The following is a 14,173-nucleotide window of genomic DNA, read 5'->3' as shown; positions in this document are numbered from 1 at the left end:
CAAGTGATAGTATGACGCGTTCAATATAAGGCGAGACTATTAGTATAAAGTAAACGCGTTTAGCATAAACTGAACATGTGATTTTAATATTATTTTTCTAAACTATTTCTCTAATAATAAAAATGTACTCGCAATAAAATAACAATAACTAATTCCCCTTGAGTGCTGTGTTTAAGCAGGATGCTGATAAATGAAATTAACGAAAATGCTAACCAAAAAGCTGATCAGTTTTTGGCTGTTATCGCTCACGGCTGTGGGCTTTATTTTTTTGGTGGGTGCTATGGTCAGTTTCACGCAACTGACCTATAAATTTCAGCAGCAAAAAGTCGATAAGTTAGGGTTGATGTTAGTTGAACACTATCAATCTAAGAGCCAATCCGCAAACCAATCCAAGAGCCAACCCAAGTATCAGTGGGATTTACATGCATGGCTACCGCCTATGCTGATGGCTTTTAACGCCAATTCATTTAAGTTGACCCGTGGTGATGATATTTTATTTGAGTATTACTCCCCTACGGCAGATCAATATCCCACTCTATATAAGCATACGCTTGATAAGTCGTCTAATTTAGCGATGGAGCTAAATTTGCCTCAGCCTTATCTAGTACAACAATTGGGGTGGTATGAATATATCAGCTTGTTTATTGCTTTAAGCGCCATTGGACTGTTTGTCCGTTTTGGATTGCGCTGGTTTACTGAAGAGTTAGACGGCATTGAACATATTGCTCAGCGTAGTCATTTGATTTTGGATGGAGAGCATCAACAAGCATTGCAATATGCGGCTAAGGCCAGACCACGACTGATTAACCGTGCCATGACAAAGTTACTTGTGCAACTGCAAGATGCCCAAAAAGAGCGTGGCCGTTTTGATCAGTTTATTCGCTCGAATACCTTTTTGGATCCCAGCACCCGCATTGGTAACCGCATATTTTTTGAAAACCGTTTGGAGGCGTTAACGCACCAAGAAACCATGATTGCTCATGGAGTAGTGGTGCTGATGAACTTTGACGACTTAGATTTATTGCAGCAACAACATGGTGTTGAAGAAGTGAATGAGCAGCTTAATGACTTAGTGCAAGCTGTACAAAGGTTGCTGGTGAGATTTGAAGAGTCCATTTTTGCTCGCTACAGTTTTAATCAATTTGTCGTGGTAGCGCCGCAACTTTCCCTTGCTGAAGCGGACAGTTTAGCCGGCAAACTGCTTAAAATTGGCATTAGCCAATTACAAAATCAGTCTGACTCTCAAGATAACTATATTCATTTGGGGGCGGCCTTTTATAAGGCTGGCGATCAGCAGCAGCAGATCGTTGAAGAAGTTGAAATGGCCTTGAAAGCAGCGCAATTGCAACGAAATAATAACTGGTTTATGTATGACAAAGGCGCTGTGGATAAAGAGATCGCCAAAGGATCGGTGCGTTGGCGCAGTTTCTTAGAAAGCACCTTAGTTAACCGCCGCTTTGTGACTGTTACTAAAAAAGTGATTGATAGCGATGGCGCAACTTGTCATCAGGAAGTCTTTAGCCGGGCTATTGATAATCAAGGTAATGAGGTTAGGGCGACGTTATTTATACCTATGGCCAACAAATGTGGCTTGATGCCGCAAATTGAGCGGCAATTAATTGAAACTGTATTGTTTGAGCTAATGGCTAATAACCAACAGCATTTTAGTGTTAATTTAAGCCTCGATTCGCTAACCAGTCGCGCTTTTACGCGCTGGCTACAAACCACATTACTTGAGCATCGCCCTTTAGCATCAAGGCTTACTTTTGAAGTGGCTGAAAATATTGTGGTCAAACATCAACAAGACTTGGTAGCCACGCTCGAAATGCTTCGCAAAATAGGAGCCAGGTTGTGTGTTGACCATGTGGGCTTGCAAGTTGTGGGCACTCACTATATTCAAGAGTGTCATTTTGACTTAGTAAAATTGCATCGCTCTATTATTCACCAAATCCATTTAAAGTCAGAAAACCAATTGTTTATTCGTAGCTTAATTGGTGGCTTATATCGCGCTGAAGTGCAGGTATTTGCTGAAGGTGTCAGCAGTTTTGAAGAGTGGCAAACTTTAAAAATTCTCGGTGTTAGTGCCGCCCAAGGTGACTTTTTTAACCATTAGTATTGACCTTGTTTGGGCTAGCTTAAAAGCGTTTTGCTATAAATTGGTACAATAATTGTATCTTACTGTATCAGTAACGACTCATAGTGGGTCGTTATCGGTAGCCGTTCTGGGAGCAATGATAGATTTTGGCCATTTACTCAGCAGATTTTAGCACATTTAACAGTGATAGCATGTTTGATGAACAAGTGTGAAACTTGTGTATCTTCGTTTAACAACCTATCTTATGTATAATGGAAAATTAGCCAAATATTCCCCTATAAAATTAAGGGACTAAAGGTTAAAATGACACGCGTTATTTTTTTGACACTTTTTTAGTCTTAGTTGGCTATAGTCGTTATGACATCTCGGTAAGTGCGCTATTTTGATGTTGTATAATTGGTTTGATTTTGGCTGCGTAGAGTTGCTTTTCTATGTCATTACATTTGCGAGTCATTGAAGCACAGGGTTTTGAATGAAAAATGGTTTTTTGAACACATTAGCTTTTTGGTGCAAGCCTCAGCCTACTACAGAGTTAGGCTTATACCTTGGCGCGGATACGATTTCAGTTTTTCAGACTAATATTGTCAGCAATGCTGAACAACAAACTGATTCAAAAACAAAATCCTTTGCAAACTCGGCTAAAAACAGTGTTATTCATCAAATCGCTTTTAATGGCGATAATTACTCAAAAGCCTTTGAAATGCTACAGCAAGAATTTGGTGCAGCTAAGCTTCAAATTGTTTTGAGCGAAGCCTTTTATCAGTTAGTCACTGCCGACAAACCCAATGTACAAGCACAAGAGTTAACTCAGGCGCTATTGTGGTCGGTTAAAGATTTAGTTTCAGAGCCTGTTGGCAACATTCAATTAGATTACTTTGAGTCTTCATTAAATACATCCGGAAAAATTAATGTGGTGGTAGCCAATAAAGCGCAGCTGTCACAATTGGCACAAGCTTGTGAGCATCATGGTTTTGTCATTAGCGGCATCAGCATTGAAGAACTTGCCATGACCCACTTATTTGACGATGAGTCAGCCCACATGATTGTTAGTCATGTATCAGGGCAAGAGTTGCTATTAACCGTGGTTAAGCAAGGCGAGCTATTAATGCAGCGCCGAGTGCGCGGTTTCAGTCAAATAGATAGCGCCAGTGCCCAAGACTTACAATATGGATTAGCCGATAATTTGAGTTTAGAAATCCAACGCTCAATGGATTACTTCGAGAGCCAATTACGCCAAGCGCCAGTTCATTCGATTAATTTACTTATCAGTGGTGAATCCCAAGCCTTGGTGCCTTTGGTTGCACAAAACTTTAATCAAACGGTCAGTGTGATCTCACACGACTCAGTAAATGGTCATTTTGCCGCCATGGCATATGCGCAACTCGCTGGAGGTGTTAAGTGATCAAAACCACGGTTAACCTGTTTAGCGTAGACTTATTGCCCGCCAAGTTAAGGCTATCTTTTGAGCGCATGATGCTGGCGGTTGCCGCCGTAGTTGTGCTCAGCCTTATCGCCTGGGGTGTTGGTTTTTGGTTGGAGTCGACTCTTGCCAGTCAGCACGGCGCATTATCAAAGCAAAAGTTGCAATTAGACAACCAAAAAGCGGCGTTAGAGCTGCAATTATCCACCCGTCAACCGGATGCGGATTTAGTTGCTAAAGTCGAGCTTGAGCAGCAACGTCTAGAGTTAAAGCAATTATTATCAGATGAAATAAAACAACGAGATAACATGATAAGTCATGGCTACGCAGGCCTGCTCACCGATCTTGCCTCTGTATCTGATAGTTCTGTGTGGCTAAACCGTATCGTGATTAATCAGCAATATTTTGAATTTGAAGGTTTTGGCTCTCACCCCCAGAGCATTCCGCTATGGGTTGAGCGATTAAAAACCACTGAAACCCTTAAAGGTTATGCCTTTGCCACCATGACAATGGATAGAGGCGAAAACCAGCCTTTGGCGTTTAAGTTGGCGAGCACTGCTGAACAGGGGGCGAAGCAATGAAGCAAACATGGCAAAAACTCGCCACTCAGTTTAATGAGCTTAGTCAGCGCGAAAGAGTATTGATTGCCCTTGCCAGCATAATTGTTGTCGCAATGCTGCTTTATATTCCGGTTGAAACTATCTGGAAAGAAAGATTAAAGCTGTCACATCAAGTCACGCAAATTGAATCTGAAAATGATATTTCAGAGCAACAAATTGCGCTTTATCAGCAGCGATTAGCCATGGATCCTAATAGCGATTATCGCAATAGATTGACCATGATTGAGCAGCAAAATCAGCAGATGGATGCCAATTTAGAAAGCCAGATGATCTCCATGGTGCCAGCCAATTATATGCCGACAGTATTAACCACTTTGCTGGGTAATATTAACGATGTGAAGTTAGTGTCATTTTCCTCTATCGCCCCGCAGCCACTTATTGAGGTGGGCGAAGAAGACAAAATGAACTTATATAGCCATGGTATTCGCTTGACCCTAGAAGGGCGCTATTTTGCTATTTTAAAATTTATTCAGTCCATTGAAGCGATGCCAGACAAATTATATTGGAAGCGTCTCGATTACCATGTTGAGCAACACCCCAATGCCACAGTAGAAATAGAGCTTTATACCTTAAGTATTAATAAGGAGTTTATTAGTGTTGCACAATAAGCAGATACTCATAATCACCTGTGCTATCAGCCTAAGCTTTCTGCTATTCAGTAGCTTAAGTTTTGCAAAAGCATTGAGAGATCCGACACTACCAGGCAAAGGCTACGCAGTGTCATCGACTCAAGTTAATCGTCCGGGCTCATTAGTACTTAATAGCATAATGCATAGTAATAAACCCCATGCGGTGATTAACAACAAAATATTTTTTGTTGGTGATCGCGTCGAAGGGGTACGAATTGAATATATTGGAAAGCAATACGTTAATTTAGCTGATGGCAGAAAATTAACGCTATTTCAATCGATAACAGAGCGATAGGAAATCAATAATAATGAATGTAATTAAGTATATAACCCCTCTGCTATCCCTGTGCTTGTTGGGCTGTCAAACCACAGACAGACCCGATCCAACCACGTCTAAAAGTGAGCTGAGTCAATCTCTTGAGCAAGCACAAGCGGCGCAAAATATTGTCCCGCCGCCAGCGCAAATGCCTGAAGATGTGCAGCGTGAATTAAATGGTTCAAGTTCCCTTGGCAGAACCAGTGCATCTTTACCGACTGAGCGCCGCTTTGATGTGTCTGCTAACGATGTTGATGCAAAAGTGTTTTTCCCAAGTTTAGTCCAAGGCACCCCTTTAAGTGTGGCGGTGCACCCTGATGTGACGGGCTCTATTTCTGTATCGCTCAATGGCGTGACGCTTTCTGAAGTGATTAAAGTGATTGAGGACATTTATGGTTATGAAGTTAGCCAAGATGGCCGTATTTTACGGATCTTCCCAGCGGGCATGCGCACTGAAACCTATCCGTTAAATTATATTTATATGGAACGTGAAGGCTTATCACTAACCTCTGTCAGTTCTGGCCGTATCTCAGATAGTAATGACAACTCAAACTCTAATTCAAACAGCAATAGTTCAAATAACAGTAATAGCAATAGCTCAAATAACAGCAGTAATAATAGCAATAACGATGGTAACGATAATACCAACGGCACCTTTATTCGCTCGACCACCAAGTCAAATTTTTGGGGTGAGCTAGAAAAAACCTTAGTATCAATTATTGGCGATACCGGTGGTGGACGCCAAGTGGTGATTACCCCTCAAGCTGGCTTAGTAACTGTGAGGGCTTTTCCAAACGAGCTACGCCAAGTCAGCACCTTTTTAAATATTGCAGAAACCCACTTACAGCGTCAGGTTATTCTGGAAGCCAAGATTTTAGAAGTGACCTTATCTGATGGTTATCAGCAAGGTATTCAATGGGATAACGTATTAGGCCATGCAGGTAGCACAGACATTAGTTTTGGCACTTCACCGGGTAATGGCTTAAGCGATCAAATTACTAATGTGATAGGTGGGGTGACCTCTGTCAGCTTAACCGGTACCGACTTTAGCACCATGATAAGCCTGCTGGATACCCAAGGGGATGTAGATGTACTTTCAAGCCCTCGGGTGACCGCATCTAACAACCAAAAAGCAGTGATCAAAGTGGGTAATGATGAGTACTTTGTTACTGACGTATCATCAACCACGGTTGCAGGAACAACGCCAGTGACCACGCCGCAAGTTGAACTCACGCCATTCTTTTCGGGGATAGCCTTAGATGTGACCCCGCAAATTGATGGTGAAGGCAATGTCTTGTTGCATGTTCATCCATCAGTGATTGATGTGTCTGAGCAAATCAAAGAAATTAAAGTGAGTGGCTCATCATTAGAGCTGCCATTAGCGCAAAGTGAAATCCGTGAATCTGACACTGTGATAAAAGCGTCATCAGGTGATGTGGTGGTGATCGGTGGCCTAATGAAGAGCGAGAATATTGAAATTGTCTCTAGAGTGCCGCTACTGGGTGATATTCCTTTCTTAGGGGAAGCATTTACCAACCGCAGTAAATCAACCAAAAAAACCGAGCTTATCATTATGCTTAAGCCTACGGTTGTTGGCGCAGACACCTGGACCAATGAGCTAAAACGTTCAAAAGACCTGTTAGATCGTTGGTACCCAGAGCAAGAATAGCGATGTAAGCACGAGCAAACATTATGTATCAGCAGCACTTTGGCCTGAGTCAGTTACCGTTTACGCTTACGCCAAATACACAGTTTTTCTTTGGTTTGACGCCCCATGTGGAGGCGTTACAAGTGCTGCAAACTGCCATCGCTAATGGTGAAGGCTTTATTAAAGTAACTGGTGAGGTAGGGACAGGTAAAACGCTGATTTGTCGTAAGCTGATGAACGATTTACCGACTAATTATCACTGCGCATATGTACCGAACCCTTATTTAACCCCTGACGAGCTTCGTTGGGCGTTAGCGGCGGAGCTCGGGGTTTTATTAACTGAAAACCTCAATCAGCAGCAACTTACCAGCTTAATTCAAAGCCGTTTACTTGAGCTCAACAGCCAAGGCTTTAAAGTGATTCTGGTGCTCGATGAAGCTCAAGCCTTACCTAATAACAGTTTAGAAACGCTGCGGCTATTTACCAATTTAGAAACTGAAAGCGCCAAGTTAATTCAAGTGGTGTTGTTTGGTCAGCCAGAACTAGATAAGCGCTTACAAGACCCAGCAATACGGCAGCTAAAACAGCGGATCACCTTTAGTTATAGCCTTAGGCCATTAGTATGGGATGAAATTAAAGCGTACCTTAATTATCGCTTAAGTGTTGCAGGCTACCAAGGCAAAGGTTTGTTTAGTGATAAAGACATTAAATTAATCGCCCAAGCGGCAAGAGGCATACCACGGTTAGTTAATGTAATTGCTAATAAAGCCATGTTGCTGTGTTATGCAGAAGGGCGAGCGCAAATAAGCACATCACATTGCCGCGCAGCCATTGCCGATACTGAAGATGCCACACATCTATCACCCAGCAATACCATAAATGCTTGGGTATTTTTTATATTAATTATTAGCGCATCACTGACATGTTTATATATTGTCGATGTTGACTGGTTAGCTGTTTTAAGTGAGTCAATATGAGCGTAATAAATAAAGTTTTAAAAGATTTAGATAAGCGCCAGCAAACCGCAGTAGATGAAAATGGCGCTGCCAATACGACTAAGGCTTTTGTTACTCCCAAAGTGCAATTCCACAGTCAGTTGCAACCAGAATCAACATCTGGCTCAGCAATGGGGGCGAACCGAGGCTTATTCATCGCGCTGGTGATGATAATTACCATGTTGATATTAGGCTTCATGCTTTATCAACAAGGTAAGCAATTACAAAACCTGCAGCCTTTGGCTGAGCATAATCTTCAGTCTAAGGCTGATACTAGCAATGCCAGTGCGAAGGTAACCATAGCGCAGCAAGAGACTGAGAATAATATTACTGAGGCTGAGATTAAAGCCTCGGATCAGCTTGCAGGCGCTGAGCTAAAAGAAAGTGATCTAAATAAAAGTAAGCTAAATGAAACTGATGCTAACCAGCAATCAAAGCTAGCAAATGTAGAGCTAGTAAATGTAGCGTTAGCTGAGCAACAAGACATAGTCGTTAGTGAGCCAGCAAGCCTCAGCGCAGAAGCTAAGGCAGTAACACAACACCAAACGCTGGTTGAGCCTGAAGCCGTCAAAGTGGCTGATAAAACGGCGGATGTAAAAGTGCATTTTGCCCAACATCGCCGTTCAAGCAGCAGTGCAACCGTGGCCAATGTAAATCAAAAAGGTCACATGGCGGTTAAAGAAGTGACCTTAACTAATGAACAATTAGCGAAGAAAAAATTCGACGCAGCAGAAGTGGCTGAGCAGCAGCAAAAAATTGATCAAGCGATTAAAAATTATTATGAAGCTTTAGTACTGCAGCCTTCTATGCATCAAGCAAGAAAGCAACTCGCCGCGCTGTATTACTCAGTCAATAACTTAGGCAGAGCCGAGCAAATTTTAGCCCAAGGGGTGAGCCTTTTTCCTGAAGAGGTTGAATTAGCCATCTTAAAGGCAAAAGTGCAAATCGCCGCGTTTAGTCCCAATAAAGCGCTCAATACCTTGAGTGAGATAGACGATAACAGCGAATGGGCCAGAGACAAGTGGATGTTACAAAGTGATATTGCACAACAAGAAGGTCAATTTGCACTGGCAGAAGCGGCTTATCGCTCATTACTTTCCATTGAACCCTCGCAAGCGCGCTGGTGGATGGGCTTAGCTTATGCGTTAGATTCACAACAACAATACCCTCAGGCGGCAGATGCTTATCGAAAGGCAATGTCATATAGAGGTTTATCAACGGGTGCTATGACTTATATAGAGCAGCGTTTAATTCAACTAGGAGGTAGCCAATGAAACCTAAATTGAAAATGCGTTTGGGCGATCTACTAGTTCAAGAACACATTATTTCAAACGATCAGTTAATGCAGGCTTTAGCGGAGCAGCGTAATTCCGGTAAAAAACTCGGTCGTACCTTAATTGATCTTAACTGTATTACTGAAGATCAATTACTGAAGTTTTTATCCCAGCAGCTTAATCTGCCTTATTTAGATATCAGTCGTCTTTCTATTCCTGCTGAAGTGGTCAGTTTGATCCCTGAAGTACAGGCGCGCCGGTATCGCGCCTTAGTCGTTGAAGCCACCGCTGACAGCGTGACCTTGGCGATGAGCGATCCTGCTGATTTACAAGCAATCGATCACCTTGAAGTGTTTGTAGCACCGAAAAAATTGACCATTGCGGTGACGCCAGAGCGACAGTTACTGGATGCCTTCGATAACCTCTATCGACGCACCGATGAAATTGCAAAAATCGCGGGTGAATTAGAAGAAGAATATGCCGCAGATGACATGTTCGACTTGGCCAGTATCACCAACAGTGACAGTGATAATGAAACCACAGTGGTTAAATTATTACAGTCGATTTTTGAAGATGCTGTGCAAATGCGTGCCTCGGATATTCATATTGAACCCGGTGAAAAAGTACTGCGTATTCGTCAGCGTATCGATGGTCAGTTACATGAAAACACCTTAGATGAAGTCAATATTGCCTCAGCATTAGTACTGCGTTTAAAGCTAATGGCTGGACTTGATATCTCTGAAAAGCGTATGCCACAAGATGGCCGTTTTAATATAGAGGTAAAAGGCCACAAAATTGATATACGTATGTCTACCATGCCGATTTATCATGGTGAGTCGGTGGTAATGCGTTTATTGGATCAATCAGCAGGCTTACTGACGTTGAATGAAACCGGTATGCCGGACCATATTCTGCAGCGCATTCGTAAACAGATTAAGCGACCTCACGGCATGCTGTTAGTTACAGGGCCAACTGGTAGCGGTAAAACCACCACCTTGTATGGCATTTTAAGTGAGTTGAACAAAGCTGATACTAAGATCATTACCGTTGAAGATCCGGTGGAATACCAATTGCCGCGGATTAACCAAGTACAGGTAAATCATAAGATAGGCTTAGATTTTTCCAATGTACTACGTACCACCTTACGTCAAGATCCCGATATCATCATGGTGGGTGAGATGCGTGATCAAGAAACCGTCGAAATTGGCCTTCGAGGCGCATTAACCGGTCACTTTGTGTTATCGACCTTGCATACCAATGATGCTATTACCAGTGCGCTACGTTTACTCGATATGGGCGCAGCCAGTTACCTAGTTGCCAGTGCGCTAAGGGTGATTATTGCCCAGCGGTTAGTGCGCCGCGTATGTGCGAACTGTGTGACTGATTACCAAGCTACAGCAGGCGAATTAGCTTGGATTAACGCCGTAAGCAAAAAAGATCCTAGCCAAGCCAACTTTAAAGTAGGTACAGGTTGTCAAAGCTGTAATGGCTCCGGCTACCGTGGTCGTATAGGTATTTTTGAAATTCTTGAGCTTGATGATGCCATGGTGGATGCGATGCGCACCGGTAACCCGCAAGACTTTGCCCATGCCGCTAAGCAAAGCCCAAGTTTTGTGCCGCTGGCAGACTCAGCATTTGAATATCTATTTAATGGCATGACAACCATAGAAGAGGTAGCCAAACTGGTTGAAGATGTCAGTGAGCTGCGAATGGAGCCCCCCGCTCTGCATAATATTGCTTCAGGGGTCTAATTATGCCGACATTCCAGTATCGAGGACGAAACTCCCAAGGCGCTGCCGTTACTGCCTTAATTGAGTCAGCTAACGAGAATAGCGCCGCAGATGCGTTAATGTCTCGTGGCATTATTCCCCTTGAGCTGCGTGAAGTAAAACCGACCAAGCCTTTTAATTTTGGCGGTATTTTTACTCAAAAGGTGTCATTAGAAGAGCTACAAATTTTTACTCGGCAAATGTATTCGTTAACTCGCTCTGGCATTCCAATTTTGCGTGCTATTGCAGGTTTGGCTGAAACTACGCATTCCCAACGAATGAAAGATGCCCTTAATGATATTTCAGAGCAATTAACCTCAGGTCGCCCTTTATCTGCCGCCATGAATCAGCATCAAGATATTTTTGATTCGCTGTTTATCTCTATGGTTCATGTGGGTGAAAACACAGGTAAATTGGAAGATGCTTTTATTCAGTTATCTGGCTATATCGAACGAGAGCAAGAGACTCGCCGCCGAATAAAGTCAGCGATGCGTTATCCGATATTCGTACTGATAGCCATCGGTATTGCCATGGTGGTGTTGAACATCATGGTTATTCCAAAGTTTGCTGATATGTTTTCCCGTTTTGGCGCCGAACTGCCGTGGGCAACTAAAATTTTAATTAACACCTCTAATTTATTTGTTAATTATTGGCATGTAATGACAGTGGTTTTAGTGGCCATTATTGTCAGCATTCGATATTGGCATCACACCGAAAAAGGTGAGCGACAATGGGACAAATGGAAATTACATATTCCTGCGGTGGGCTCAATCATTGAACGCTCAACCTTATCGCGCTACTGCCGCAGTTTCTCGATGATGTTGGGAGCGGGTGTGCCTATGACTCAAGCGCTCAGTTTAGTGGCAGATGCCGTAGATAATAGTTATATGCATGACCGTATTGTTGCCATGCGCCGCGGAATTGAATCTGGTGAATCAATGCTAAGGGTGTCAAACCACAGTGGTTTATTTACACCATTAGTGCTGCAGATGGTGGCAGTAGGCGAAGAAACCGGTCAAATCGATAAATTACTTAATGATGCTGCTGATTTTTATGAAGGTGAAGTGGATTACGATTTAAAGAATTTAACCGCCAAATTAGAGCCGATTTTAATTGGCTTTGTAGCAGGCATTGTATTAATTTTGGCCTTGGGTATTTATCTGCCAATGTGGGATATGCTCAATGTGGTCAAAGGTGGCTAACAATGCATAACGCCACAATGTTTGAGTTAATTGCATAATGCAAAAACAACAGCAATCAGAAAATAATTTGGTTAAGAGCTATATCCGTATTATCAGCATCACCTTAGTGCTCGTGATTATGGTTGTTATCGGTGCGAAACATTTTACAAGCGTCGAGAGTATCGGCGCTCAAAGTATCCACCGAGAACATAATCGGCTGCTGTATGTGCTGGCGATGGTAAAAAGCCAGTGGCTTAGTCAGGGCAAGCCTCAGCGCTTGAAGTTAAGTTGGGAAAACCTAGCGTCAGGTTCAGCTAAACAACTTAAAAATGATAAGCTGGCTGGGGAGGATAATATTATTTTGATGTCGACTTTTGGCTGGCCAATGCTAAAATCCGCCTCCGCACAGGGTTGTGTTGAGTTATGGCAACAATTGATGGCAAGAAACTTGCTAGATATGGGAGTTAAGGTAAATTACCAAACCGAATTAGAGATTTGTCATTTCGCTACAGCGCAAAGTGGTAGCATTAGTTATCAGGTTTCATCGGGGCGGGTTATTTTTACCGGGTCAGATTAAATTTTAATCGATATAGGTGTTTAATCTACATTAAGTGCTAAAATTTGTTTACATATAAGCTTTAGCTCGTTAACAATAGGTAATAAGACTGCAATTAAAACAGGTGTCAGTCTCAATAGAGGTATTTTATATGAAAATGAAGCAACAAGGCTTTTCTTTAATCGAATTGGTTATCGTAATCGTCATTCTAGGCTTGTTAGCGGCAACCGCAATTCCACGTTTTTTAAATGTCACTGAAGATGCGCAAAACGCCAGTGTCGAAGGTGTTGCTGGTGGTTTGGCGACTGCGGTGGGTTTTGTTCGCGCCCAGTGGGAAGTTGATGGTCGCCGAAATACTTCTGTTATTTTAGATGGTACTAGCGTGTCACTGGATACCCGCTTTGGTTTCCCGACAGGCAGTAGCGATAGTGGCAATACCAGTGTTACAGCAATGACTAACCAAACATGCCAAGAAGTGTTTGATAACGTACTGCAAAGTGCACCTCGAAATGTCATTTTTAATGAGGATGCTCGCGATCAACGCTATACCGTAAAAGTTGAAAACGGTGTGGGTGGACCAGCCACCGGCATCGATGGCAGCACAGTGGCGAATATCGACTTATGTGTTTATCACCAAGTGGCATCATTAGTTTTGGACCCAGGTAATGGCAGACCATCTCCAGTACCTGATTTAACCACAGCGGGTGCAAAGGGTGTGACTTATAATCCAGGTACTGGCCAAGTACTAAGTTTTAGTAACGATTAGTTTAATGATTAAGGTAACTAAAGCCTTAATCACGCTGAAAGTAATAGTTAATTACTGAATAAGGATTATTCAGTAATGTTGTAAATGCCATAAATTTTATTTTTTAAAGAGGGTCGACATTATGCAGATCAAACGTAAGCAACAAGGTTTTACATTAATTGAGCTAGTAGTAGTTATTATCATTCTTGGTATTTTAGCGGTAACCGCAGCGCCTAAGTTTATTAATTTGCAGGGTGATGCGCGTGTTTCTGCTTTAGCTGGTATGAAGGCGGCAATTCAAGGTTCGAATACATTAGTTTATTCTAAGGCTGCTTTAGCTGGTGAAGAAAAAAGTGGTACTGCAACGATTGATATTGGTTCTGGAACAGCAGATCACAATATTGTTTATGGTTATACTGCTGCGACTCAAGCTGATTTAGAACGAGCAATGGAAGTAGAGTTTGCTATAGGTGAAGATGGTAAACCTACTGACCCTACGGATACCGAAGAATGGATAATCAAAGTAGACACTGGAAGCGTAGAGATTTGGCAGGCTGGTGCTCCTGCGGAGTGCTCATTAGTTTATACACAAGCTGCTGGTACAACAACTTTACCAAAATATGAAGCTGAAACGGACGCTACGAAGTGTTAATTTAGTTAAATTTAAAAAAGCCTGCTTCTGCAGGCTTTTTTGTGTTTAAAAGAAAATATTTTGCTGCTGTGTAACCTTGGTGGCACATGGTGGCCATGATGGGGTGATAAAATCGTGGCCGCAAATTTTCTAAGGTATTGATTTTTTTGTTTAAATTGTTCAAGGTTATTATCTATGCAAAAGCAGCAAGGTTATCTGCTTTAAATATAAATGATACAAACTGATACCGAGTTATGCGGGACAGAAATTTGACGAAGTGAGATAATTGACGCC

General features: G+C 42.4%; 13 protein-coding genes. All 13 read left to right on the top strand.

Annotation, left to right across the window (positions count from 1 at the left end):
- The first annotated feature begins 190 nt into the window (after positions 1–190).
- The 13 genes from csrD (at position 191) to BCU91_RS11235 (ending at position 13,900) form a co-directional block, all read left to right on the top strand.
- Positions 191–2,113 (top strand): RNase E specificity factor CsrD, encoded by a 1,923-nt coding sequence (gene csrD / locus BCU91_RS11295; RefSeq protein ID WP_102440014.1) that lies wholly within the window; start codon positions 191–193, stop codon positions 2,111–2,113.
- A gap of 454 nt (positions 2,114–2,567) precedes the next feature.
- Positions 2,568–3,497, top strand: coding sequence for an MSHA biogenesis protein MshI (locus tag BCU91_RS11290; RefSeq protein WP_102531496.1), 930 nt, complete (start codon positions 2,568–2,570; stop codon positions 3,495–3,497).
- Entirely contained in the window at positions 3,494–4,096 is a 603-nt protein-coding gene (locus tag BCU91_RS11285) for a fimbrial assembly protein (RefSeq protein WP_102475449.1), read from the top strand. The genes BCU91_RS11290 and BCU91_RS11285 overlap by 4 nt, the downstream gene beginning before the upstream one ends.
- Positions 4,093–4,743, top strand: coding sequence for an MSHA biogenesis protein MshJ (locus tag BCU91_RS11280; protein WP_102440011.1), 651 nt, complete (start codon positions 4,093–4,095; stop codon positions 4,741–4,743). Before BCU91_RS11285 ends, BCU91_RS11280 begins: the two co-directional genes overlap by 4 nt.
- A gap of 4 nt (positions 4,744–4,747) precedes the next feature.
- Entirely contained in the window at positions 4,748–5,059 is a 312-nt protein-coding gene (locus BCU91_RS11275; RefSeq protein ID WP_102440049.1) for an MSHA biogenesis protein MshK, read from the top strand.
- A 13-nt stretch (positions 5,060–5,072) separates the two neighbouring features.
- Positions 5,073–6,749: a pilus (MSHA type) biogenesis protein MshL gene (gene mshL, locus BCU91_RS11270; RefSeq protein WP_102440010.1), complete on the top strand. Its 1,677-nt coding sequence runs from the start codon at positions 5,073–5,075 to the stop codon at positions 6,747–6,749.
- A 23-nt stretch (positions 6,750–6,772) separates the two neighbouring features.
- A complete protein-coding gene (locus tag BCU91_RS11265) occupies positions 6,773–7,705 on the top strand; it encodes an AAA family ATPase (protein WP_102440009.1) in 933 nt (310 codons plus the stop codon).
- Positions 7,702–8,997 (top strand): tetratricopeptide repeat protein, encoded by a 1,296-nt coding sequence (locus BCU91_RS11260; RefSeq protein WP_102531495.1) that lies wholly within the window; start codon positions 7,702–7,704, stop codon positions 8,995–8,997. The genes BCU91_RS11265 and BCU91_RS11260 overlap by 4 nt, the downstream gene beginning before the upstream one ends.
- Entirely contained in the window at positions 8,994–10,748 is a 1,755-nt protein-coding gene (locus BCU91_RS11255; protein ID WP_102520449.1) for a GspE/PulE family protein, read from the top strand. The genes BCU91_RS11260 and BCU91_RS11255 overlap by 4 nt, the downstream gene beginning before the upstream one ends.
- Positions 10,749–10,750: 2 nt before the next feature.
- On the top strand, positions 10,751–11,968 hold the full coding sequence (locus BCU91_RS11250; RefSeq protein WP_102531494.1) for a type II secretion system F family protein: 1,218 nt from the start codon (positions 10,751–10,753) through the stop codon (positions 11,966–11,968).
- 37 nt (positions 11,969–12,005) lie between these two features.
- Entirely contained in the window at positions 12,006–12,524 is a 519-nt protein-coding gene (locus BCU91_RS11245; RefSeq protein ID WP_102531493.1) for an MSHA biogenesis protein MshF, read from the top strand.
- A gap of 130 nt (positions 12,525–12,654) precedes the next feature.
- A complete protein-coding gene (locus BCU91_RS11240; RefSeq protein ID WP_102531492.1) occupies positions 12,655–13,269 on the top strand; it encodes a type II secretion system protein in 615 nt (204 codons plus the stop codon).
- Between the two features lie 121 nt (positions 13,270–13,390).
- The gene (locus BCU91_RS11235; protein ID WP_102531491.1) at positions 13,391–13,900 is read left to right on the top strand and encodes a prepilin-type N-terminal cleavage/methylation domain-containing protein; all 510 of its coding nucleotides are present in this window, start codon (positions 13,391–13,393) and stop codon (positions 13,898–13,900) included.
- The last annotated feature ends 273 nt before the right edge of the window (positions 13,901–14,173 follow it).

It is taken from the genome of Shewanella sp. 10N.286.52.B9, assembly GCF_002873635.1.
Classification (GTDB): domain Bacteria; phylum Pseudomonadota; class Gammaproteobacteria; order Enterobacterales; family Shewanellaceae; genus Shewanella.
The sequence above is the reverse complement of the archived record's forward strand: the minus strand, read 5'-3'. Positions and strand labels throughout refer to the sequence as shown.